The sequence below is a fragment of the Roseibium salinum genome (genome assembly GCF_026240905.1).
GTDB lineage: Bacteria > Pseudomonadota > Alphaproteobacteria > Rhizobiales > Stappiaceae > Roseibium > Roseibium salinum.
Genome location: NZ_JAPEVI010000003.1, coordinates 1,861,097 through 1,884,741 on the forward strand (window position 1 = coordinate 1,861,097; position 23,645 = coordinate 1,884,741).

Consider the following 23,645-nt stretch of genomic DNA (forward strand, 5'->3'; position numbering starts at 1 on the left):
TCGAATTTGCGAATCTCTTTGCATGCCCCCACATCAGGAGGGTCAGTTTTACGGGAGCCGGTACATGTCAGCAGAAACCTCACCGGACTATGGGCGCCAGGCCGCCTTCGATCCGGTTCGCAATCCCGAGTTGTTCTCAGGCGTGCGCAGCCGCCGGATCTTCGCCTTCCTCATCGACGTGATCGTGATCGCGCTGCTGACATTCGGCGCAGGTATCCTGGTGTTTTTCCTGGGAATTTTCACACTCGGCCTCGGATTCGCGCTTTATGCCATCCTGCCGACGACGGTTGCCCTTCTTTATGTGGCCTTCACCCTTGGCGGCTCGCAGGCATCGACCCTCGGCATGCGCGCCATGGGACTGGAGATGCGGCTCTGGTACGGCTCGAAACCCTATCCCCTGCTCGCGGCCGTGCATGTTCTTCTGTTCTGGTTTTCCATATCGCTGCTGACCCCGCTGGTGCTGCTGGTATCGCTGTTTTCAGACCGGAAACGCCTGTTGCACGACATCGTTCTGGGAACGGTGGTGATCAATTCCGCTCATCACCAGGAGGTACCCCAGAACCGGGCGTGAAGCGTGGCCCGGGCGGCCTGATGCCGCAGATACACTGAGGTTCCGGGCCCCAGATTGAAATTGCCGAATTCAATCAACGTTAATGTGTGGTGTTTGCTCTTCCATTGACGGGATCGCCTGTTCTAGAGTGCGCCGTCGAATATTGGCGGCTTTGGGCAGGTGAATGGATTCAGTAGATATTGCAATGGCGCTGACCTTCGTGGTGCTCGCGTCAACTGTCGTTCTGTACGCCATTGAGCGCTACCCGATCGAATCCATCGCTCTTGGTTCTGTTTCCGCGCTGATTGTCGTTTTCACAATCTTTCCCGTCACCGCGCCGGACGGGACCGAGGTCACTACCGCGGACTTTCTTGCAGGTTTTGCAGAATCCTGCCCTCATAACCGTCATCTGCCTTCTCGTTATCGGTCAGGGTCTGTTTCAGACGGATGCGCTCGAGGGACCGGCGAAGGCCATCGTGCGCATGTCGCGCGGCCGTTCGCACTGGGCGGCCACTCCCATCCTGATCGTGGTGGCTATCCTCAGCGCCTTTTTGAACAACACCCCCGTCGTGGTGATGTTCCTGCCGATCCTGACGGCCGTTGCGGCGACCACGGGGCAATCTCCCGCGCGGGTGCTCATGCCTCTGTCATTCATTGCGATCCTCGGCGGCATGACAACCCTGATCGGCTCGTCGACGAACCTGCTTGTCGCCAACTATGCCGCACAGAGCTCGGATCTCAGGCTCACCTTCTTCAGCTTCACGCCCATCGGACTGATCGTTGCGGGCGCGGGCTCGATCTATGTGCTCTACGTAATGCCCCGTTTCGTGAAAATCCGCAAAACCATGGCGGAAGAGTTCCAGGCGACGTCCGGCAAACAATTCATCGCCCAGATCGAGATCACCTACGGCCATCCGCTTGTGGGGGTTGAATCCGTCTCCGGCATGTTCCCCAAACTCAAGGACATGACCGTCCGCCTGGTGCAGCGGGGACAAAAGCCGATCCTGCCGCCTTTCGAAAACGTGGCGCTGTCGCCGGGCGATACGGTGATCGTCGCCGCCACCCGCGCCGCGCTTGCCAATGCGCTTGCCCGGCGCCAGCCGCTGATGGACACGGAGTCCGACGCCGGGAGTTCCGGCCGGGAAGCATCGGCAACGGCTCCCGGCTCCATCAACCTTGCCGAAGTAGTCGTGGCGCCGGCCTCGCGCCTGATGGGCAGGACCCTGCCCCAGTCCGGTTTCTACAGCGAAACCGGCTGTCTCGTAATGGGCATTCAAAGACGCAGCCGGATGCCGCGCATGGCGATGAACGACATACGGCTCGAAGCCGGCGACGTGCTCCTCGTTGCCGGAAATGAAGACGAAATCGCCCGTCTGCGCGGCAATCGGGACGTGCTTCTGCTCGACTGGTCGACCGCCGAACTTCCCCGGCGACGCTACGCCCCGCGCGCGCTGCTCATCTTCGCGTGCGTCGTCGCGCTCGCAGCCACGGGCGTGGTGCCGATCGTGTCGACGGCCGTTGCGGGTACCTTTGCGATGATCGCCACCGGGTGCCTCAACATCCGCCAGGCAATGCGCGCCATCGACAGCCGGATCTTCATGCTGGTCGGCGCCTCGCTTGCCGGTGCGGTGGCGCTGGAGTCGACCGGCGGCGCAATGGCGATCGCAACGACCCTGGTCCAAGTTCTGGAGGGCGCCTCGCCCGCCATCATGCTGTCCGCCCTGTTCTTCATCGTGATGATCCTGACGAACTTTCTCTCCAACAATGCGGCGGCCGTTCTGTTCACCCCCGTGGCGCTCAATCTGGCCGACCAGATCGGCCAGCCTCCGGAAGCCTTCGTGGTCTGCCTGATCTTTGCGGCGAACAGTTCTTTCGCGACCCCGGTCGGTTACCAGACCAATCTTATCGTCATGGGTCCGGGACATTACCGGTTTAACGATTTCCTTAAAGCAGGTACGCCTCTGACGCTTATTTTATGGTTGACCTTCTCGTTGGTCGCGCCATGGTATTATGGACTGTAGCGCCATGGTCAGGCCTTGAGGGCCACGTCGCACGGACTTTGGCGATCGACTTGGTACGAGCAATGAGGAATCGCGGGAAACTACGGTGACACGCCACCCAACTGACCATCCGCAATTCTATCTTACGGCACCGGCGCCCTGCCCCTATCTCGAAGGGAAACAAGAGCGCAAGGTCTTTACGCATCTGGTCGGACAGGGTGCCCCTGCCCTCAACGAAGTGCTCACGCAAGGCGGCTTCCGGCGCAGCCAGAACATCGCCTACCGGCCGGCCTGCGAGCGCTGCCAGGCCTGCGTTTCCGTCCGGGTTCGGGTCGACGACTTCAAGTGGACCAAATCCTTCCGGCGGGTGTGGAAATCCGGCGCCGACATCGTCGGCGCACGCCTTCCGGCCAGCCCGTCGGCGGAACAATACGATCTTTTCCGGGACTATCTCGAAGCGCGTCACGAGAATGGCGGCATGACGGAAATGAGCGTGCTCGACTATGCCATGATGGTAGAGGATACCCATGTCGAGACGCTGGTGGTCGAATACCGGCGGCGCGGACCGGACAGCTACATCACCGGCGCCGGAGAGGGACCGCTCCTGGCGGTGGCTCTCAGCGACCAGCTCACGGACGGCCTGTCCATGGTCTATTCGTTCTACGATCCGGACTACACCAAGACGGCGCTCGGCACCTATATGATCCTGGACCACATTGAACGGGCCCGCCGAATGCGGCTGCCTTACGTCTATCTGGGCTATTGGGTCGCAGGGTCGGCCAAAATGGCCTACAAGGCCCGCTTCAAGCCCCAGGAGCACCTTGGTCCGAACGGCTGGATGGTCGTCGACGGGGACGCCTGCATCAAGTGACCCTCGTCCGGGCGCTGCCTCAGGACAGATGCCTGCGGATCTTGTCGAAGACCGATGTGAACATCTCCTGCGTCAATCGGCCGGTGTTCGTGTTGTAGCGCGAACAGTGATAGCTGTCGAAGAGCGACAGGTCGTAGCCCGGCAGATCGTGCTTTGCTCCATGCGCGAAGGGAAACTCCGCCCGCCTCAGTTCCAGAGCCGTCAGGAACGTCTCGTGGGCGATGCGGCCAAGGGCCAGAACGGCGGTGATTGACGGATTGGCCGCAAGTGTCGCCAGCAGAAACGGCCGGCAGGTCCGGATTTCCTCACCGGTCGGCTTGTTCTGTGGGGGAAGGCAGCGCACCGCGTTGGTGATCATCGCGTCTTTCAGCACGAGACCGTCATCCGGGCGTGCCTCATACGTGCCTTCGGCAAAGCCATAGTCCAGCATGGTCTGATAGAGAAGATGGCCTGCATAGTCGCCGGTGAACGGTCTGCCGGAGCGATTGGCGCCCTTCATGCCCGGGGCAAGCCCGACCACCAGAAGACGCGGGTTTTCGGCCCCGAAGGACGGCACGGGCGCGTTATGCCAATCGGGATGAACGGCCCTCAGTTCCTCGCGGAATTCGACAAGCCGGGGGCATGCCGGACACTCCCGGGGCGGATCGACCGGGCCAGGTTTTCCGTCAAGTACGGACATTCGGCGGCCTTAGTAGTCGTCGTCCTCGTCTTCATCGTCCACGTCCACAGGCGTCTGCGGACGTACGGGACGTTCGGACGGATCGCGACCGATCTTGCTGGCAAGGCTCGCAAGATCGATGAAGTGGTCCGCTTGCCGGCGCAGATCATCGGCGATCATCGGCGGCTGGGTTTTCAAGGTGGAGACGACGCTCACCTTTCGGCCCTTGCGCTGGAGGGCTTCCACGAGATAGCGGAAATCGCCATCGCCTGAAAACAACACCACATGATCAACCGTTTCGACCAGTTGCATGGCGTCGACGGCAAGTTCGATGTCCATATTGCCTTTAACTTTGCGCCGGCCGGCACTGTCCACAAACTCCTTCACCGGTTTGGTGATGACCTTGTAGCCGTTGTAGTCCAGCCAATCTATCAGCGGACGGATAGAGGAATATTCCTGATCCTCTATCAATGCCGTGTAGTAATAGGCGCGCAAAAGATATGCTTGTCCCTGGAACTCTCGCAGCAAACGCTTGTAATCGATGTCAAAGCCAATGGCTTTGGCTGTCGAATACAAGTTGGCTCCATCAATGAACAAAGCAACCTTTTCTCTAGCGTCAAACATCTTATGTGAAACCTTTCCCAGTCGCATGCGCTTTGCTTTCAATTGCAACAGCGAACCCGGCTTCCCGCAGCCAAACCCCGCCAATCCAATCCTGCAGTCAACGCACACAAGTGCTGCATGAAGTCCGCTAAACGCAGCTTCTGACAGCTTATTGTTTTGTTTCCCAACGGTCTTATGATTCTTTTTGGGACCGTTTTAGTGGCCTACACCATTATATTGGAAGGTCGCAATGCAAAAGCGAGAGGCAGTTTTAAAAATCAGGCAAATGTCAGCGGAAGATGAACGGTTCGATTGGCAGAATAGCTGTGGCCTCACATATGTGACAGGGGTTGCTTTTTCGAAACGTGACCACTATACGCTGGTTTTTCAAAGTTCCTTCAGCCTATGGAGACGTCGAATGGCGCGCGTGACCGTCGAGGACTGCATCGACAAGGTCGAAAACCGGTTTGAGCTGGTGCTGCTTGCTGCGCATCGCGCTCGCATGATCTCTAGCGGTTCGCCGCTGACCATTGACCGCGACAACGACAAGAACCCTGTCGTTGCCCTGCGTGAGATTGCCGAGCAGACCGTCAGCCCGGAAGATATGAAAGAAGACCTGATCCACTCTCTGCAGAAATTTGTGGAAGTGGACGAGCCCGAAGCGGATGCGGTACCTTCTATCCCGTCCAGCCAGCATCAGGCGACCCAGGTGAACGCTGTAGACGACAGCGCGGTTGAGTTTGACCGCATGTCCGAGGAAGATCTGCTGCGCGGCCTGGAAGGTCTCGTTCCGCCGGAGCGGAACGACGAAGTCTGATTTCACTGCACAAACTCGCCTGAAGCGCGGCCGCTGCGGCCCGGCGCTTCAGGCGAATATTCTTTTCCTGCTGAAGTCTCAGCCGGTTGCCAGGGTCGGTTGCGGCCATGATGCGTCAATATGAACTCGTTGAACGGGTTACACGCTACAATCCGGAAGCGGACGAAGCCTTGCTTAACAAGGCCTATGTCTATGCCATGCAGAAACATGGCACCCAGACGCGCGCATCTGGCGACCCCTATTTCTCCCATCCTCTCGAAGTCGCCGCCATTCTCACGGATTTGCGGCTGGACGATGCGACCGTTGCCGTTGCGCTGTTGCACGACACGATCGAGGACACCGACGCCACCCGGTCCGAAATCGACAGTCTTTTCGGCGAGGAGATCGGCAAGCTCGTCGAGGGCCTGACCAAGATCAAACGGCTGGACCTGGTCTCGCAAAAGGCCAAGCAGGCGGAAAATTTCCGCAAGCTGCTGCTCGCCATTGCCGACGATGTCCGGGTTCTTCTGGTCAAGCTGGCGGACCGCCTGCACAACATGCGTACGCTCAACCACATGCCGCCGCACAAGCGCGGACGCATTGCGGAAGAGACGATGGAAATCTATGCGCCGCTTGCCGGACGCATGGGCATGCATGACATGCGTGAGGAACTGGAGGACATCGCCTTCCGCACGCTCAACCCGGAAGCCTATGAAACCATCACCGACCGGCTCGCGGATCTGCATGAGCGCAACCGGGACCTGATCATGGACATCGAAACCACGCTGACGGAGCGCCTCAGCGAACGGGGCATGGCCGCGGTTGTGAAGGGGCGCGAAAAACGCCCCTATTCGATCTTCCGAAAGATGCAGCGCAAGGCGATCGGCTTCGAGCAGTTGTCGGACCTTTACGGTTTCCGCGTCACCGTCGGCACCATCGAGGCCTGTTACAGGGTCCTCGGCGTGATCCATACCACCTGGCCAACCGTTCCCGGCCGGTTCAAGGACTATATCTCGACCCCGAAGCAGAACGACTACCGGTCGATTCACACAACCATCGTCGGTCCGTCTCGCCAGCGCGTCGAACTGCAGATCCGCACCGTCTCGATGGACCGGGTGGCGGAATACGGGATTGCCGCCCATGCGCTCTACAAGGACGGTATTCTCGGCGGCCGGAACATTACCCACCACACGGAAGACTGCCGCGCCTTCGAATGGCTGCGCCGGACCACCGAACTGCTGGCGCAGGGCGACACGCCGGAAGAGTTCCTGGAAAACACCAAGCTGGAACTCTTCCATGACCAGGTATTCTGTTTTACGCCCAAGGGCCGGCTGATTGCCCTGCCCCGCGGGGCAACGCCGATCGACTTTGCCTATGCGGTGCACACGGGCATCGGCAATACATGCGTGGGCTGCAAGATCAACGGCAAGATCATGCCGCTGGTGACCGAGTTGCGCAACGGCGACGAGGTGGAGATCATCCGCTCGCCGGCCCAGACGCCGCCGCCTGCATGGGAGGCAATCGCGGTAACAGGCAAGGCCCGCGCCGCCATCCGCCGGGCAACGCGAGAGTCGGTGCGCAAGCAATACGGTGCACTCGGCGAACACATTCTCAAGCGGGCCTTCGCCCGTGCCGGCAAGACCTATTCGGAAGACCTTCTGGACTCCACGCTGGACGATCACAACCAGGCCAGCGTCGCCGATCTGCTTGCCGCGGTCGGGCGGGGCGACCTGAGCGCCCAGGAAGTGCTGAAATCCGCCCATCCGGACTATCAGGACGAACGAGTGGCCCTGTCGGGCCCGCCCATGGAAGAAGGCTGGTTCGGCCTGAAACAGGGCCATGGCATGAAATTCCGCTTTCCGCTGGCCGAAACGGATACCGAAAAGCCCGCCCTCGACCAAACGGCGGAGGCCGGTGAAGCTCCGGCTCTGCCGATCCGGGGCCTCTCCGGTGATATCCCGGTCAAATTCGCACCCGACGGCGGCGCCGTTCCGGGCGACCGTATCGTCGGCATCTTGACCCCGTCGGAGGGACTGACCATCTATCCGATACAATCGCCGGCGCTGAAGGAATATGACGATCAGGCCGAACGCTGGGTGGATGTGCGCTGGGACATCGACGTCAACAATCCAGAACGATTTCCCGCACGCCTTGATATCTCCGCGGCCAACGAGCCCGGCTCTCTGGCAACCATTGCCCAGGTAATTGGGGAAAACAGCGGAAACATCGACAATGTGAAGATGCTTCAGCGGGCACCGGACTTCCACCGGATGTATATCGACCTGGAGGTCTGGGACCTGAAGCACCTGAACCGGATCATCAATCAATTGCGCTCCAAACCGAATGTTTCAAATGTCAGCCGGGTGAACGGCTAGAAACGCGGTCTATTTCAGAGGGATCTGTTTCATGACACGTGACGAAGTGTTGTCCTTGTTCCGCGAAGCCGGTGCGATCCTGGAAGGGCATTTTATTCTGACATCGGGACTGCGCAGCCCGGTTTTTCTGCAGAAAGCCCGCGTTTTCATGTATCCGGATAAGACCGAGAAGCTCTGCAAGGCGCTTGCGCAGAAGATCAGGGCATCGAACCTCGGGCAGATCGACTATATCGTCTCACCTGCTCTGGGCGGCCTCATCCCCGGCTATGAAACCGCGCGCCACCTGGGCGTTCCGGCAATGTGGGTCGAGCGCGAGGACGGCGAGTTCCGGCTTCGCCGGTTCGAGTTGCCAAAGGGGGCACGGGTGATCGTTGTTGAGGATATCGTAACCACGGGGCTTTCGAGCCGCGAGACGGTAACCTCCCTGAAAGCTCTTGGTGCTGAAGTTCTTGGCGTTGCCTGCCTGATCGACCGTTCCGGCGGCGAAGCGGATGCCTCGGTTCCGGTCATCGCTCTGGCGCAATACAAGGTACCGGCCTACGAGCCGGACAATCTGCCGCCGGAACTGGCCGCCCTGCCCGCCGTTAAACCCGGAAGCCGCGGGTTGGTCTGAATGACAACGAAAGCGTAATACGGAGAAGACTTTACCCCCATGCTGTTCCGCCGGAGAAATAGGCCAACCCGCATCGAACGCCTGCGCGTTGCCGTGTGGCCCCGGAACGGCTGGGCCCGGTCGACCCGCTATTTCGGCAAGCGGGTTCTCAGGTTGACGGCAACCCCGCATGCCATCGCAATCGGATTTGCCGCCGGCGCTTTCGCCTCCTGCACACCGCTGGTCGGCTTCCATTTTCTGACGGCCTTCGCGCTGGCCTATCTGCTTCGCGGCAACATGATCGCGGCCGCCCTTGGCACATCGATCGGCAATCCGCTGACATTTCCGTTCATCTGGGCGTTCACCTTCAAGTTCGGACGGTGGGTTCTCTACGGGCGGGCTCCCAATACCGACCCGCATCAGGTTCACCAGCAGTTCCAGCAGGGAATTTTCGAAAAATCCCTGGATGCGCTCTGGCCGATGCTGAAACCGATGTTCATCGGCTCCGTTCCGCTCGGTCTGCTGGTGGGCACGGTGTCCTACGTGATCGTCTTCAAGAGCGTCGAAGTCTATCAGCGTCGTCGCAAGCGGGTTCTTGCCAACAAGAACGGCCGGCTGTTCCCGCCTCCCGCCGGTGCGGCGATGGAAGAAGACAGCAGCCCTTCCTGAGAAGACGAAACCTCAACGTTCAATGCCACGGGGCGGAAAATTCTGTGGCATTCCCGACAAGAAACAGCGATATGACTGCCTCGTGCCGATACGGGCGGCAACGGGGATCACATGGTGCCGGTTGCGAAAGGACAGGAAGCCTTCCCTGCATTGCTTCCGCTGGCCTGAGCAGCTAAGAGTCCACTGCCAAGCGGCTTTGTCCTCCGGGTATGCCGGACAACATTTTTAAGGGATAAAATGAGCGTGTCGGAAAACAAAAAAGACAAGGAGAACGGTCTTTACGAAACCGTAAAGGTCATCGTCCAGGCGCTGTTGCTGGCGTTGATCGTCCGGACCTTTTTGTTTCAGCCGTTCAATATTCCGTCCGGGTCCATGAAGGACACGCTGCTCATTGGCGATTATCTGTTTGTTTCGAAATACAGCTACGGCTATTCGCGCTATTCCTTCCCCTTCGGGCTGGGGCCGTTTTCGGGACGAATCTTCGGCTCGGAACCGGAAAGGGGCGATGTCGCGGTCTTCAAGCTTCCGACCAATCCGACGGTGGATTACATCAAGCGGGTGATCGGCCTGCCCGGCGACACGATCCAGGTGATCGACGGCGTTGTCCATATCAACGGCGAGCCCGTCAAACGGGAGCGCATCGACGACTATATCGAGCAGTCGCCTTCCGGTGTCACGCGCCGCGTGCCGCGCTACCGCGAAACGCTGCCCAGTGGCGTTTCCTACGACACGCTCGACCTCACCGAGCGGGGGACGCTCGATAACACCCGCGCGTACAAGGTGCCCGAGGGGCACTACTTCATGATGGGCGACAACCGGGACAACTCCACCGACAGCCGGGTATTGGACCGCGTCGGCTACGTGCCGTTCGAAAACTTCATGGGACGGGCGGAAATCCTGTTCTTCTCGATCGAGGACGAAACCCCGGCATGGCAGATCTGGACGTGGCCGTGGAGCGTACGCTGGGAGCGGATCGGCCGGACTCTCTGATCCGATCCGACCGGACCCGGCCGTTCGGCAGGTCATCGACCGAAAGACCGAAGCAGTCTGAATGATAAAAAAACAACAACTGAATTCCATCTCGGCGCTCAAGGCGACGCTGGCCTATGACTTCAAGGATCTGGAGTTGCTGCGCGTCGCCCTTACCCATGCGAGCGCGCTTGCACCGGCGGACTCCGTCGCCGGCAGCTATCAGCGTTTGGAGTTTCTGGGCGACCGGGTGCTCGGACTGGCGATCGCCACCATGCTGCACCGCCATTTTCCCAAAGCGGATGAAGGCGAACTGGCCCGCCGCTTCAATCACATGGTGAAACGGGAAACCTGCGCCGAAATAGCCCAGGAACTCGGCATCGGGGATGCCATGCGCATCGGCCTGGCAGAGGCACAGACCGGCGGCCGGAAGAAGACGGCGCTGCTTGCCGATATCTGCGAAGCCGTGATTGCCGCGATCTATCTCGATGGAGGTTTCGACGCCGCGGAAGCTTTTGTCAGGCGCCTTTGGGAGCCGCGTATGCTAACCTGGTCCGGCCCGCTTCGCGATGCCAAGACCACTTTGCAGGAATGGGCGCAATCCCGGAGCCTGCCGACCCCGCACTATGACGTCACGGGCCGGGACGGGCCGGACCATGCGCCGAATTTCACCGTTTCGGTGACCGTGCAGGGATTGGCCCCCGGCGAGGGCAAGGGCGGCTCCAAGCGGATTGCGGAGCAGAACGCAGCCGAAGCCGTGCTCCGCCGTGAAGGCGTTTGGAAGGAATGAAGACACCTTGAGCGACGACAACCATACCGACGACCCGATGGACGATGATGACGGCTTCAAGCCGCCGGAAGGCCGGTTCGACATTCCCCTGCCCGACCCGATGGACGCCATGCCCGCCGATACAAGGGCCGGCTTCATCGCGCTCATCGGCGCGCCGAATGCCGGCAAGTCGACGCTGATCAACCAGCTCGTCGGCACCAAGGTCTCCATCGTGACCCACAAGGTGCAGACAACCCGCACCATCGTGCGCGGAGTTGCAATGCACGGGAAGGCCCAGCTGGTGTTCGTCGACACGCCGGGCATCTTCAAGCCCAAGCGGCGGCTTGACCGCGCGATGGTCGATACCGCCTGGGGCGGCGCCAGGGACGCGGACCTGATCGCGCTCCTGATCGATGCGCGCAAAGGCATCGACGAGGAAGTGGAAAACATCCTCAAGCGCCTGCCGGGTCAGTCCGCCCCCAAGGTGCTGATCCTCAACAAGACGGATGTGGCCAAACGCGAGAAGCTTCTGAAGATCGCGCAAAAGGCCAATGAACACGTCCGGTTCGAGGAAACCTTCATGATTTCCGCCCTGACCGGAGACGGCACACAGGCCATCCTGGACTATTTCGCCTCCAAGGTCCCCGAAAGTCCCTGGTTCTACCCGGCAGACCAGCCGTCGGATCTGCCCTTGCGCATTCTTGCCTCCGAGATCACCCGGGAGAAACTGTTCGAACGCCTCCATCAGGAACTGCCCTATATTTCCACGGTGGAAACGGAACAGTGGCAAGAGCGCAAGGACGGTTCCGTGCGCATAGAACAGACAATCTACGTGGAGCGGGACAGCCAGAAGAGCATCGTACTGGGCAAGAACGGCCAGACCGTCAAGGCGATCTCCCAGGCGGCGCGCAAGGAACTCGGCGAGATCATCGAGGCGCCCGTGCACCTGTTCCTGTTTGTGAAGGTGCGCGAGAACTGGGCCGACGATCCCGAACGGTATCGCGAAATGGGACTGGAGTTCCCAAGGTAACCGGCCGGGCGGGCGGAAGCCGCCAGACGCCGGTATCAGAGCATGCTGGAACCGGTCAGTTTTCAATCGTCCGCTGGTCTGGCCTTGAAACAGGAAACGGCACTTGGAATGGAGCGGGCGCGGTGTGGTTCTGACCACCCGCAAATACGGCGAAAACGACGTCATCCTGGAGGCCATGACCCTCGATCATGGCCGCCACCTCGGCCTTGTCCGCGGCGGCAGGTCCAAGCGGCACCGCCCCGTTCTGCAGCCGGGCAACGAGCTGGATCTCACCTGGAAAGCGCGTCTGTCGGAACACCTCGGCCAGTTTCAGGTCGAACCGCTGAGCCTGCGTGCCGGAGACCTGATGACCAGTTCCGTCGGACTGGCCGGCCTGCAGCATCTTGCCTTTCTCGTGCGCCTTCTGCCGGAGAGATACCCTTATCCAAGGCTCTTCGACGCATTGGTGGTCGTTCTCGATCACATGAGCGCGGCGGACGCGGCGGGCGCCCTCATCATCCGCTTCGAACTGGAGCTGTTGCGGGAACTCGGGATAGGCCTGGACCTGTCGTCCTGTGCCGCGACCGGAATCCGCGAAGACCTCGCCTATGTCTCGCCGAAATCGGCGCGCGCCGTCAGCCGGGAGGCTGGACGGCCCTATCACGACAAGCTGCTGCCGCTGCCCTCGTTCGTGCTGGAAGGCCAGCGCCAAGCGGGCAGTGAACTGACCTGGGCGGATGTCCGGCAGGGGTTTGACCTGACGAGCTACTTCTTGAACCGGCATCTTGAGGAACGCGGCAGCGGCGACAGCGGCACGCGCGCTCAATTGCTCGGTGCGCTGGAGAAACGCTACCGCGACGAGTTCCCCTGGAATTTCTAGCCGGACCGGCAGCTGAACGCCCCGAACAACCCACAATCCTTCGAAATCCGTTGAAAATCCGCCGATCCCGCCGGGGAAAGCACAGAAGCGAATTGCGCTGGCGGCGCGAAAAAGCTAGCAAGCAATTATGGGAAAAGAGACGACACCACCGCCGAGCGGCATTGAAGGCATCAACCTCAAGGACGCGCTCGAAGAGCGCTATCTGGCCTATGCCCTGTCGACCATCATGCACCGGGCTCTGCCCGATGTGCGTGACGGGCTGAAGCCGGTGCACCGGCGCCTGCTTTACGCCATGCGCCTCCTGAAACTCGACCCGGGCTCGGGCTTCAAGAAATGCGCCCGCGTCGTTGGTGACGTCATCGGTAAGTACCATCCCCATGGAGACCAGGCCGTCTATGACGCGCTCGTCCGCCTTGCCCAGGATTTTGCACAGCGCTATCCGCTGATCGACGGTCAGGGAAACTTCGGCAACGTCGACGGCGATAACGCGGCTGCCATGCGTTACACCGAAGCGCGCATGACCGATACGGCCAAGCGCCTGCTGGACGGCCTCGACGAAAACGCCGTCGATTTCCGCGAGACCTATGACGGCGAGGAAAGGGAACCCATCGTCCTGCCTGGCGGGTTTCCGAACCTTCTGGGGAACGGTTCCTCCGGCATCGCCGTGGGCATGGCGACGTCCATTCCGCCGCACAATGCCCATGAGCTCTGCCTGGCCTGCCAGCACCTGATCAAGAATCCGGGTGCGGAAGTCGACGAGCTCCTGGAATACATCCAGGGCCCGGACTTTCCCACCGGCGGCCTTCTGGTATCCGACCAGGGCTCCATACGCGAGGCCTATGCCACCGGCCGCGGCAGCTTCCGTATCCGCGCCCGCTGGGAGGTGGAGGACCTGGGACGCGGCCAGTGGGCGATCGTCGTCACCGAAATCCCCTACCAGATTCAAAAGTCGCGCCTGATCGAAAAGATCGCGGAGCTGTTGACCGCCCGCAAGCTGCCGATGCTCGAGGACGTGCGGGACGAGTCCGCCGAGGACATCCGCGTCGTCCTGGTGCCGCGCTCGCGCAATGTCGACGCCAATATCCTGATGGAATCCCTGTTCAAGCTGACCGACCTGGAAAGCCGTTTCTCGCTGAACATGAACGTGCTTTCCATGGGCAGGGTGCCCATGGTCATGGGCCTGAAACAGGTGCTGCGCGAATGGCTGGATCACCGCAAGGAAGTGCTGGTCCGCAGGTCAGAACATCGTCTCGGGCAGATCAATCACCGGCTGGAGGTGCTGGAAGGCTATCTGATTGCCTACCTGAACCTCGACGAGGTGATCCGCATCATCCGCGAAGAGGACGAAGCGAAGGCCGAACTCATCCGGACTTTCGAGCTTTCCGACGTCCAGGCGGAAGCCATCCTCAACATGCGCCTCAGGTCCTTGCGCAAGCTGGAAGAGATGGAAATCCGCAAGGAGCACGAAAAGCTTACGGCCGAAAAGGAAGAGTTGAACAAGCTGCTCGGATCCGACGCGCGCCAGTGGACCAGGATCTCCAGGGAAATTGCCGATATCGCCAAGGTCTACGGTCCGGAGACCGAGATCGGCAAGCGCCGGACCGACAGGTCCGAGGCGCCCGAGACCGATATCGTCGATATTCAGCAGGCGATGATCGAAAAGGAACCGATCACCGTCATCATTTCCGAGAAAGGCTGGATCCGCGCCCTCAAGGGCCACCAGGCGGATCTTTCCACCCTTTCCTTCAAGCAGGGCGACAAGCTGAAGCTGTCGTTTCATGCGGAAACGACCGACAAGATCCTGATCTTCTCCACCGGCGGCAAGTTCTTCACGCTGGGAGCCGACCGCCTGCCGGGCGGACGCGGCCACGGCGAACCGATGCGCCTGATGGTGGAAATGGACGAAGCCCAGGATGTCGTCAACGCCTTTGTCTACAAGCCCGGCCGCAACCTTCTGCTGGCCACCAGCGAGGCCCGCGGCTTCCTGGTCAATGAAGACGAGGTGATCGCCAACACCCGCAAAGGCAAGCAGGTCCTCAATCTCACCGCTCCGGCCGAAGCAACGCAGTGCGTGGAAGCGAGGGGCGACCATGTCGCCATTATTGGCGAAAACCGCAAGCTTCTCGTGTTCCCGCTGGTGCAGGTTCCGCAAATGACGCGCGGACGCGGCGTCCGGCTGCAACGCTACCGCGATGGCAGCGTGTCGGACATCCGTGTCTTCAACGGCGAAGACGGCCTTACCTGGACCGACAGTTCCGGCCGCAGCTTCACCCGCAGCCTGCAGGAGCTCGCCGACTGGCGCGGCGAGCGCGGCCAGGCCGGACGTCTGCCGCCGACCGGTTTCCCGCGCTCCAACAAGTTCGGACCTCAGAGCCTGTAGATCAGCCCGCTCTGCTGTCCGCCTGTTGCGCCACACCAGAAATCGGCCACAATTGCCTGCGTTTCCTGTCGGTTCACTATTGTTCCCCGTTCCTGGATGAGGAGAAGTCCCCGTGACGAAACGGAGCCTTGCGAAAGGTCTGCTTGTAGGCCCCGCCATGGTCGGCATTGCCGCCATCGGATGGAATGACGCCTTGCCGGAGGCGATTGCCGCGCAGGTTTCGTCGCCTGTCCTGCCGGTGGAGATCGTCACGGCAGACGAGGATTACAACGGGACCTTGATGAACAGCGTTCTACTGTCCTATTGGGGCCCTCTTCTGCAGTTGATCCGGGAGGACTATCCGGACGCCACCCGAAGGCAGGCCTTGCGGCCCCGCGGCTACGAAATCGGCGGAGACGAAATCCAGGATCAATCGGGCCTTCTGGAGGAAGTCCACGCATCGGCGACGGAAAGCGGGTGGAAACCCGTTCCGAAATACAGTTTCGATTCGGCGGTGTTTTCCATGCGTGGCTATGAGTTCGACGGAAAAGTCTTCGCTTTGGCAGCGCTTAGCGATTTCGTGCGCGTCAGCGACGGCGCGGTGACGATTTCGTTCGACCCCCCGCCCGCCTCGGACGAGTTCGATCTGGTTCCGGCCGTGGTTTTCACCAATCTGGAACACGATGGCGGCTCGTTTCCCTGGATCCACCCGAACGCGCCGGTCCTGACGTTCGGCGAGAACTCACCGCGCTGGCTGCCCCGCAACGGCAGATAGAACGTCCAAGATATACCGCTATCGCATCCGCCCTTCAAAAGTCTGGCCCATTGCCTCTCGACGGATCGATGCCAAGCGGGCAATCTGGCCTTTTGGGATCCATCGGCCGGGGGACAGATGATCGGGCCATTCACCTTCAATACCAGCCAGCGCATCGTCTTTGAAAAAGGCGCTGCATCGCGACTTGCCACGCATGCCGCCCCGTTTCTGGGTCCTCGTCCCTTTCTGATCACCGATCCCGGCATTGTCGCCCTCGACCTGCAAGGACCCTGCGCAAACGACGTGAGCGTGGCCGGTTGCGAACTTGGCCAGTTCTGCGACGTCGCGGCCGATCCGCCACTGGCGCTGGTGGAGAAGGCGATAGAGAGCGCAAAGGCACACGGGGCGACATCGGTCATAGGTTTTGGCGGCGGTTCATCCCTCGACGTTGCCAAGCTCGTTGCGCTGATCGCAAGAAGCGGCGAAGATCTCGACGAGGCCTGGGGCATCGGCAACGCCAAGGGCCCGCGCCTGCCGCTGATCCTGATCCCGACCACGGCCGGTACAGGCTCGGAAGTCACGCCGATTTCAATCGTCACCGTCGCAGAGGAGGAAAAACGCGGGGTCGTCTCCCCTCTCCTCCTGCCGGATCTTGCCGTTCTGGATCCGCTGCTGACACTCGGGCTGCCGGCAGCCGTCACGGCTGCAACGGGCATCGACGCCATCGTGCATGCGATCGAGGCCTATGCCTCGAAATCCGCCAACAACAACCCGGTCTCCAGAACGTTGGCCGTGGAAGCCCTCAAGCTGCTTGGCGCAAATATCGAGCGGGCGGTTTTCTCACCTGACGACGAGGAGGCAAGAGGCGAGATGCTGCTGGGCTCCATGCTGGCAGGTATGGCATTTGCGAACTCTCCCGTGGCGGCCGTTCATGCGCTCGCCTATCCGATCGGTGGAAGCTTCCATGTACCGCACGGGCTATCGAACGCCCTGGTGCTGTCTCACGTCCTCAAGTTCAACAATGAAGTTGCCGCTGAAACCTATGCGGAAATCGCACCGGCGCTCCTTCCGGATCTGGCGGCCGTTTCCGACGGGCCGGAGAGAGCGGCGCAATTTGCCGAACGCCTTGCGGACCTCTCCCGGAAGCTGGGTCTTCAGACCTGCCTCAGGCAGGTCGGCATCAGTGAGGCCGACCTGCCGAAACTGGCCAGGGATGCCATGAAACAGACCCGTCTCCTGGTGAACAATCCGCGAGAGCTGGGCGAAGCGGATGCATTCGAAATCTACCGGGCCGCCCTATGAATTCTCCCGCGCATCCACAGACTGAACGGCCCAGGCCGCTTCGACGCGAGGATTTCAGAGCATTCGTGGATATCCCCACCCGGTGGATGGATGTGGACATCTACGGCCATGTCAACAACGTGCAGTACCTGAGCTTTTTCGACACCGCAGTGAATGGCTGGTACATGGACAACAAGATCCTCGACCCGGCCAAGAGCCGGCAGATCTTTCTCGTCGTCGAAACCGGTTGCCACTACTTTGCCGAACTGACCTTTCCCCAAGTCGTCACTGCAGGCTTGAGGATCGAGAGCCTTGGCTCCAGCTCTGCGGTCTTCCGGGTCGGACTGTTTTCCGGAGATGCCCTGGAAACGGCAGCGCATGGAAGGTTCGTGCATGTGCACGTCGACCGCGAGACGCGCCGGCCAGTGCCGATTCCAGAGGAAAAGCGGGAGGTTCTGAACGCATTGATGCCGTAGGCCAACCTGCGTTCATCCTGCCTCACCTGAATGCGGAAAAGTCGGTCGCTTTAAATGTAGTAGATGTGAGATTGCAAGAGGTTATCTACAACACCACCTCATCCTGAGGAGGACCTTCAGGTCCGTCTCGAAGGATGGGCGGCATCCTCGGAGCAAGCGGCCCATCCCTCGAGACGCCGCTTGCGCGGCTCCTCAGGATGAGGGTGGATGCGAACGTTTTTGCAGCCTGAGATGCTACCAATGGACGTCCTGTTGAGACTCCAGATGTTGCGATGATCCACCCGACCGGCAGATTGCCTGCAAGTGGATAACCGGCGACTTTTCACAGCATATCCCCTGGGCGCACTCATCATCTACCCACAGGTTATGCACACACGATCCACAACTTGTGCGCAGCTTTCCAACAGGTTGAACACAGTCGCGAAAATACCTGTCGGGTCAGCCCATGGTCTTCAACAGCCGCGATTTCTCGCGTTGCCAGTCGCGCTTCTTTTCCGTCTCCCGCTTGTCATGCAGCTTCTTGCCCCGGGCAAGGGCCAGTTCCAGCTTGGCGCGGCCCTTGTCGTTGAAATACAGCTTGAGCGGGACAATCGTCTTGCCGTCCTTCTGAACGGCACCTGCCAGCTTGCCGATCTCACGCTTGTGCAGTAGCAGCTTGCGCGGCCGGCGCGGTTCGTGATTGAACCGGTTGGCCTGAAGGTACTCGGGGATATAGACGTTGTAGATCCAGATCTCGCCGCCACGTTCCGCAGCATAGGATTCGGCAATATTCGCCTTGCCGTTGCGCAGGGATTTGACTTCGGTTCCCTTCAGCTCGATCCCGGCTTCCAGCGTATCTTCGATCTCGTAATTGAACCGGGCTTTCCGGTTGTCGGAAATGATGGTCCGCCCCGGAGTGCCCCCTTTTTCGGAGCCATTATTATCCTTCAGGTGTCCAGCACCTTAATTCGTGCTCAATTTATCAGGCCGGCGTGGGCCATTGCGGCGCGGATCTCCACCCGGGTTTCCTCGCTGACCGGGACCAACGGCAGGCGCAGTTCCTCTTCGACCCTGCCGAGCAGCGAAAGCGCATATTTCGCGCCCGTCGGGTTCGGTTCCAGGAACAGGGCGCGGTGAAGCGGCGCCAGGCGGTCCTGGTATTCCAACGCTTTCGCGAAATCACCCGACAGCGTGGCTGTCTGGAACTCCGCACACATGCGCGGCGCCACATTCGCAGTCACGGAAATGCAGCCGACACCGCCATGAGCGTTGAAGGCCAGTGCTGAAATATCCTCACCCGACAGCTGAATGAAATCGGGACCACACAGATGGCGCTGGCGGCTTGTCTTTGCAAGGTCGGCGGTCGCGTCCTTCACGCCCTTGATGTTCTCGCAGGTTTCGTAAAGCTCGGCCATGGTTTCCGGTGTCATGTCGATGACCGACCGTCCGGGAATGTTGTAGATCAGGATCGGCAGGCCGACAGCGCCGCTAATGGCCCTGAAATGGGCTTTCAGGCCTGCCTGATTCGGCTTGTTGTAATAGGGCGTAACGACCAACAGTGCATCCGCCCCTGCCTTTTCCGCGTGGCGGGCAAAATCGATCGCTTCGGTCGTGTTGTTGGAACCGGCTCCGGCAATGACCGGAACGCGGCCCGCGGTGGCCTCGACACACAGCTCAATGACGCGCTTGTGTTCGTCATGGCTCAGCGTCGGGCTTTCGCCGGTCGTCCCGACCGGAACCAGCCCGGATGATCCTTCACCGATCTGCCATTCCACGAGATCCTGAAACCGTTTCTCATCGAGCGCTCCGTCCTTGAACGGGGTAATCAGCGCTGGAATGGAGCCTTTGAACATCTCGGTTTCCTCTTGGATCAATCTTGCGGTTTCCCGGCTAGAACGTTAGCGGTTTTCGACGGAGGCGCAACATACTCATCTGCCGCAAAAGGAGCAATGCTCCCCAGGTGTTTCAGGCCCTGCGTGGCAACTTTTCTTCGCTGCCATGCGCCTTTTCGGCGACACTCTCCCGCTGCCTCACAACCACATGGCGAGGAACAGGCAACGTCTTTGTCCTGTCCGGCGGCACCTGATACGGGTTACCGTTGTTCAGGAGCTCCAAAACAGCGGGAGAAATTCATGACATCTGCGCCCGAACATGCGCTGCCGAGCCGTGCCGCAAGGAGGCAATTCACCTGGCAGAGCCCCGACGGCCTGACGCTCGCCGGGTGTGAGTGGTCTCCGCAGCAAGGCGGTGCAACTCGGACTGCGTCCGCCATACCGGTTCTTTGTCTGCCCGGCCTGTCGAGAAACACCCGCGATTTTCATGACGTCGCCGCATATCTGCAGTCAGCCGGCCATCATGTGGTGGCGCTCGACTATCGCGGCAGGGGCAGAAGCGATTGGGACCCGGACTGGCGGAACTATACGCTCGCAGTCGAGGCAGCCGACATAGACGCGGCGATAGCCCATCTCGACCTGCAGCGCTTTGCGGTCCTCGGAACCTCCAGAGGCGGCCTCCATGCCCTCGCCATGGCGGATCGGTATCCGGCCGACAGGATGGCGGCCGTGATTCTCAACGACATCGGCCCTCAAGTTGAAATGGAAGGCCTTCGCCGGATCGCGGGTACACTCGGGCAACAGATGACATATGGCTCCCGTGAGGATCTGGCGGCGATCCTGCGACAGTTTCTAGGCCCCCAGTTTCCGGCATTCGGAATGGAGGACTGGCTGAAGCTTGCCGGACAACTTGCAAGCGAAGAGGACGGCCGGTTTGTCATGGACTACGATCCGGCACTGGCCAATCAGTTGGCAGGCCTGGACGACGCTGCGCCTCTCCCGGACCTTTGGCATCTGTACGAAAAGCTGAGCGACCGTCCCCTTCTGGTCATTCGCGGCGAGCACTCCGACATTCTCAGCAGCGACACCTGCCGGCGCATGCTGGAATTCCATCCGGCGGCAAGTCTGGAAACCATAGGGGGCCAGGGACATGCTCCCGTCTTGTGGGTCCGAGAAGCCCATGAAAACATTGCGCTTTTTCTCAGAGGCCTCTGAGCAGGCGCAAGAAAGGGCAAGTCCCTGAAGACAAAAGAAAAACCCGGCGTTTCCGCCGGGTTTTCCCATCAAACCTCGTAAGAGGGATGATTAGAAGGTGCGCTGCAGACGAACACCGAAGAGGAGTTCGTCAACGTCGTCGCCGCCATCAGCCTGAGTGTTGGCATAACCAACGTCAGCACCGAGTTCGAAACCGGAGACCGGCTCCCACTTGACGGAACCGTCGATTGCGTAACGGTTGAAGTCAGTGTTGCCAGTAGCCTGGTCAACATCCATGTAAGAGCCGTCGAGTGCGAGGCCGATCGTGGAAGTTGCCTGGATGTAGGCACCAGCAGACAGGGAGTAACCGGTAGACGTGTCGTCGCCGACATAATCGGAAACGGTGATGCCGCCTTCGGTGTCGCCTGCACCGATGTACGCCAGAGCGCCATCAGCATAGAAGCCCTGGAAGAAGATGTTGGAGCCCGGAGTGACCATCGGAATGTTGACGACGACGCCACCACCGATTGCCCAGCCCATGTTGTCTTCACCGCCGGTAGCGTTGTTGTTGGCAACGTCCGGGTACACCTGGTGCAGAGCACCGGAGAGCTGTGCGGAACCCCAACCCTGGGAAACGCCGAGAGCAGCAACAACGTCCGGAGCGCGCGAACCGCCGTAGGCACCGACCTGACGTGCAGTGCGGTCTTCCAGAGCGATGGTAGCGGAGAAGCCGTTACCGAAAGCTGCGGTGTAAGCGATCTGGTTCAGAGTGGTATCCGACCAGTCACGACCGACAACACCCATGAAGGCCTGACCGGTGAAGATGTCGAAGTTGGAACCCAGACGACCGGCCGTCAGACCGCCCCACTGGATGTAGGCGTTGTCCATGGCGAAGCCGGAGTTGCTGGCATCGTCGGTACCGTTGGAAACGGAGTCGCCGTACATGGAAACGAATGCACGCAGCGTACCGAATTCGGTGGCGGTGCGGGCATCGAGGTAGAGGTAGCCACGAGCCAGCCAGGAATAGCCGTCTGCGTCACGGTCGCCCCAGTTGCCGCCGTCCAGAACGTTGTTGACAACGAACTGGGTACGGACACGGCCGCCGACGCGCAGGCAGGTTTCGGTGCCCGGGATGTAGTAGAAGCGTGCGCCGTAAGCATCGCAAACGCGAACGTAGTCAACCGGCTCCGGAGCAACCGGAAGATCGGCTGCCTGAGCAGTGGTAGCAGCGGCTGCAGCAGCAGCGCCGAGCATCAAGCTCTTGAGTTTCATTTCTGACCTCCAATCAGTCATATCAATTGGTACTAAAACAGAAGCACCATATGTCCCCGCGAAATATTTCTGTGTTTGCCACCGACCGGAGGTTGGACGTCCGAGGCATGCAAACCAGTGCGGCCCGAAGCCGCTCGCAGGAATGACCATACGCATCCGCCATCCCGGTTCAACATCGAATGCGCCCGGCTGCTACCGCCGGGGCTGTTTTCAAAAACCGGTGTGGCACGAATGTCACAAAAGCAGGCCGGAAATTTAGAAACTGTTAGGAATTAGAGGCAGAAGAGGCGTCTCGTGCGCGCTCCGGGTGCTCTGGCGCGACCTGAATCGCACCTCTTAATGCTTTTCCGAATGAGAATCAGAAAAGGGGACGGCCCGGCAGATTGGAGCCTGCCGGGCCGCATGACTGACTGGAGTTCAGATCACAGTCAGGATCTAATCATCAGTTGATTAGAAGGTCCGCTGCAGACGAACACCGAAGAGGAGCTCGTCAACGTCGTCGCCGCCATCAGCCTGAGTGTTGGCATAACCAACGTCAGCACCGAGTTCGAAACCGGAGACCGGCTCCCACTTGACGGAACCGTCGATTGCGTAACGGTTGAAGTCAGTGTTGCCAGTAGCCTGGTCAACATCCATGTAAGAGCCGTCGAGTGCGAGGCCGATCGTGGAAGTTGCCTGGATGTAGGCACCAGCAGACAGGGAGTAACCGGTAGACGTGTCGTCGCCGACATAATCGGAAACGGTGATGCCGCCTTCGGTGTCGCCTGCACCGATGTACGCCAGAGCGCCATCAGCATAGAAGCCCTGGAAGAAGATGTTGGAGCCCGGAGTGACCATCGGAATGTTGACGACGACGCCACCACCGATTGCCCAGCCCATGTTGTCTTCACCGCCGGTAGCGTTGTTGTTGGCAACGTCCGGGTACACCTGGTGCAGAGCACCGGAGAGCTGTGCGGAACCCCAACCCTGGGAAACGCCGAGAGCAGCAACAACGTCCGGAGCGCGCGAACCGCCGTAGGCACCGACCTGACGTGCAGTGCGGTCTTCCAGAGCGATGGTAGCGGAGAAGCCGTTACCGAAAGCTGCGGTGTAAGCGATCTGGTTCAAAACCGTATCCGACCAGTCACGGCCGACGACACCCATGAACACCTGACCGGTGAAGATGTCGAAGTTGGAACCCAGACGACCGGCCGTCAGACCGCCCCACTGGATGTAGGCGTTGTCCATGGCGAAGCCGGAGTTGCTGGCATCGTCGGTACCGTTGGAAACGGAGTCGCCGTACATGGAAACGAATGCACGCAGCGTGCCGAATTCGGTGGCGGTGCGGGCATCGAGGAAGAGGTAGCCACGAGCCAGCCAGGAATAGCCGTCTGCGTCACGGTCGCCCCAGTTGCCGCCGTCCAGAACGTTGTTGACAACGAACTGGGTACGGACACGTCCGCCGACGCGCAGGCAGGTTTCGGTGCCCGGGATGTAGTAGAAGCGTGCGCCGTAAGCATCGCAAACGCGAACGTAGTCAACCGGCTCCGGAGCAACCGGAAGGTCGGCTGCCTGAGCAGTGGTAGCAGCGGCTGCAGCAGCAGCGCCGAGCATCAAGCTCTTGAGTTTCATTATGACCTCCAAAGTCAATTTCTGTTGGAACCTGCTTGGCCCGATCGAGCCCTGCGGGTTCCGTCCCCGCGATTTTGTAGAAAAACGATCCAAAAAGAATTTCCGGGAACCGTTTTTACTGGCGATTACTCGCCGTCGCACAACTT

22 protein-coding genes are annotated in these 23,645 nt (G+C 60.3%); 16 read left to right on the top strand and 6 right to left on the bottom strand.

Annotated features, from left to right (window positions below):
• The first annotated feature begins 64 nt into the window (after positions 1–64).
• The 3 genes from ON753_RS13170 (at position 65) to ON753_RS13180 (ending at position 3,421) form a co-directional block, all read left to right on the top strand.
• Positions 65–571, top strand: a complete 507-nt coding sequence (locus tag ON753_RS13170) for an RDD family protein (RefSeq protein ID WP_265963099.1) — start codon at positions 65–67, stop codon at positions 569–571.
• A gap of 350 nt (positions 572–921) precedes the next feature.
• On the top strand, positions 922–2,571 hold the full coding sequence (locus ON753_RS13175; protein WP_323054729.1) for an SLC13 family permease: 1,650 nt from the start codon (positions 922–924) through the stop codon (positions 2,569–2,571).
• A gap of 85 nt (positions 2,572–2,656) precedes the next feature.
• On the top strand, positions 2,657–3,421 hold the full coding sequence (locus ON753_RS13180; protein WP_265963100.1) for an arginyltransferase: 765 nt from the start codon (positions 2,657–2,659) through the stop codon (positions 3,419–3,421).
• Between the two features lie 19 nt (positions 3,422–3,440).
• On the opposite strand, the gene ON753_RS13185 is transcribed toward ON753_RS13180, so the two are convergent.
• Complete coding sequence (locus ON753_RS13185) at positions 3,441–4,100, bottom strand: uracil-DNA glycosylase (protein WP_265963101.1); 660 nt, start codon at positions 4,098–4,100, stop codon at positions 3,441–3,443.
• A 9-nt stretch (positions 4,101–4,109) separates the two neighbouring features.
• Complete coding sequence (locus ON753_RS13190; RefSeq protein WP_265967151.1) at positions 4,110–4,703, bottom strand: LabA-like NYN domain-containing protein; 594 nt, start codon at positions 4,701–4,703, stop codon at positions 4,110–4,112.
• A 397-nt stretch (positions 4,704–5,100) separates the two neighbouring features.
• On the opposite strand from ON753_RS13190, the gene rpoZ reads away from it, so the two are divergent.
• The 12 genes from rpoZ (at position 5,101) to ON753_RS13250 (ending at position 17,611) form a co-directional block, all read left to right on the top strand.
• Positions 5,101–5,499, top strand: coding sequence for a DNA-directed RNA polymerase subunit omega (rpoZ, locus tag ON753_RS13195; protein WP_265967152.1), 399 nt, complete (start codon positions 5,101–5,103; stop codon positions 5,497–5,499).
• Between the two features lie 107 nt (positions 5,500–5,606).
• Positions 5,607–7,853: a RelA/SpoT family protein gene (locus ON753_RS13200; protein ID WP_265963102.1), complete on the top strand. Its 2,247-nt coding sequence runs from the start codon at positions 5,607–5,609 to the stop codon at positions 7,851–7,853.
• Between the two features lie 31 nt (positions 7,854–7,884).
• Positions 7,885–8,466 carry an orotate phosphoribosyltransferase gene (pyrE, locus tag ON753_RS13205; protein WP_265963103.1) on the top strand — a complete coding sequence of 194 codons (582 nt, stop codon included), beginning with the start codon at positions 7,885–7,887 and terminating at the stop codon, positions 8,464–8,466.
• Between the two features lie 39 nt (positions 8,467–8,505).
• Positions 8,506–9,114 (top strand): DUF2062 domain-containing protein, encoded by a 609-nt coding sequence (locus ON753_RS13210; RefSeq protein WP_265963104.1) that lies wholly within the window; start codon positions 8,506–8,508, stop codon positions 9,112–9,114.
• 237 nt (positions 9,115–9,351) lie between these two features.
• The gene (lepB, locus tag ON753_RS13215; RefSeq protein WP_265963105.1) at positions 9,352–10,104 is read left to right on the top strand and encodes a signal peptidase I; all 753 of its coding nucleotides are present in this window, start codon (positions 9,352–9,354) and stop codon (positions 10,102–10,104) included.
• 61 nt (positions 10,105–10,165) lie between these two features.
• The gene (rnc, locus tag ON753_RS13220; RefSeq protein WP_265963106.1) at positions 10,166–10,873 is read left to right on the top strand and encodes a ribonuclease III; all 708 of its coding nucleotides are present in this window, start codon (positions 10,166–10,168) and stop codon (positions 10,871–10,873) included.
• Positions 10,874–10,973: 100 nt separating this feature from the next.
• Entirely contained in the window at positions 10,974–11,882 is a 909-nt protein-coding gene (era, locus tag ON753_RS13225; RefSeq protein WP_265967153.1) for a GTPase Era, read from the top strand.
• Between the two features lie 103 nt (positions 11,883–11,985).
• Entirely contained in the window at positions 11,986–12,741 is a 756-nt protein-coding gene (gene recO / locus ON753_RS13230; RefSeq protein WP_265963107.1) for a DNA repair protein RecO, read from the top strand.
• Between the two features lie 127 nt (positions 12,742–12,868).
• Positions 12,869–15,121 (top strand): DNA topoisomerase IV subunit A, encoded by a 2,253-nt coding sequence (gene parC, locus ON753_RS13235; protein WP_265963108.1) that lies wholly within the window; start codon positions 12,869–12,871, stop codon positions 15,119–15,121.
• 112 nt (positions 15,122–15,233) lie between these two features.
• Positions 15,234–15,875, top strand: coding sequence for a hypothetical protein (locus ON753_RS13240; RefSeq protein ID WP_265963109.1), 642 nt, complete (start codon positions 15,234–15,236; stop codon positions 15,873–15,875).
• Positions 15,876–15,992: 117 nt separating this feature from the next.
• Positions 15,993–17,156, top strand: a complete 1,164-nt coding sequence (locus tag ON753_RS13245; protein WP_265963110.1) for an iron-containing alcohol dehydrogenase — start codon at positions 15,993–15,995, stop codon at positions 17,154–17,156.
• A gap of 65 nt (positions 17,157–17,221) precedes the next feature.
• Positions 17,222–17,611 carry an acyl-CoA thioesterase gene (locus ON753_RS13250; RefSeq protein WP_377046939.1) on the top strand — a complete coding sequence of 130 codons (390 nt, stop codon included), beginning with the start codon at positions 17,222–17,224 and terminating at the stop codon, positions 17,609–17,611.
• A gap of 438 nt (positions 17,612–18,049) precedes the next feature.
• On the opposite strand, the gene smpB is transcribed toward ON753_RS13250, so the two are convergent.
• Positions 18,050–18,541: an SsrA-binding protein SmpB gene (gene smpB / locus ON753_RS13255; protein WP_265967154.1), complete on the bottom strand. Its 492-nt coding sequence runs from the start codon at positions 18,539–18,541 to the stop codon at positions 18,050–18,052.
• A 23-nt stretch (positions 18,542–18,564) separates the two neighbouring features.
• Entirely contained in the window at positions 18,565–19,443 is an 879-nt protein-coding gene (gene dapA, locus ON753_RS13260) for a 4-hydroxy-tetrahydrodipicolinate synthase (protein WP_265963112.1), read from the bottom strand.
• A 279-nt stretch (positions 19,444–19,722) separates the two neighbouring features.
• On the opposite strand from dapA, the gene ON753_RS13265 reads away from it, so the two are divergent.
• Complete coding sequence (locus ON753_RS13265) at positions 19,723–20,637, top strand: alpha/beta fold hydrolase (protein ID WP_265963113.1); 915 nt, start codon at positions 19,723–19,725, stop codon at positions 20,635–20,637.
• A 90-nt stretch (positions 20,638–20,727) separates the two neighbouring features.
• Here the strand turns inward: ON753_RS13265 and ON753_RS13270 are convergent, their stop codons facing one another.
• Positions 20,728–21,888, bottom strand: a complete 1,161-nt coding sequence (locus ON753_RS13270) for a porin (protein ID WP_265963114.1) — start codon at positions 21,886–21,888, stop codon at positions 20,728–20,730.
• Positions 21,889–22,338: 450 nt separating this feature from the next.
• Positions 22,339–23,499, bottom strand: coding sequence for a porin (locus ON753_RS13275; protein ID WP_265963115.1), 1,161 nt, complete (start codon positions 23,497–23,499; stop codon positions 22,339–22,341).
• Positions 23,500–23,645 lie beyond the last annotated feature (146 nt).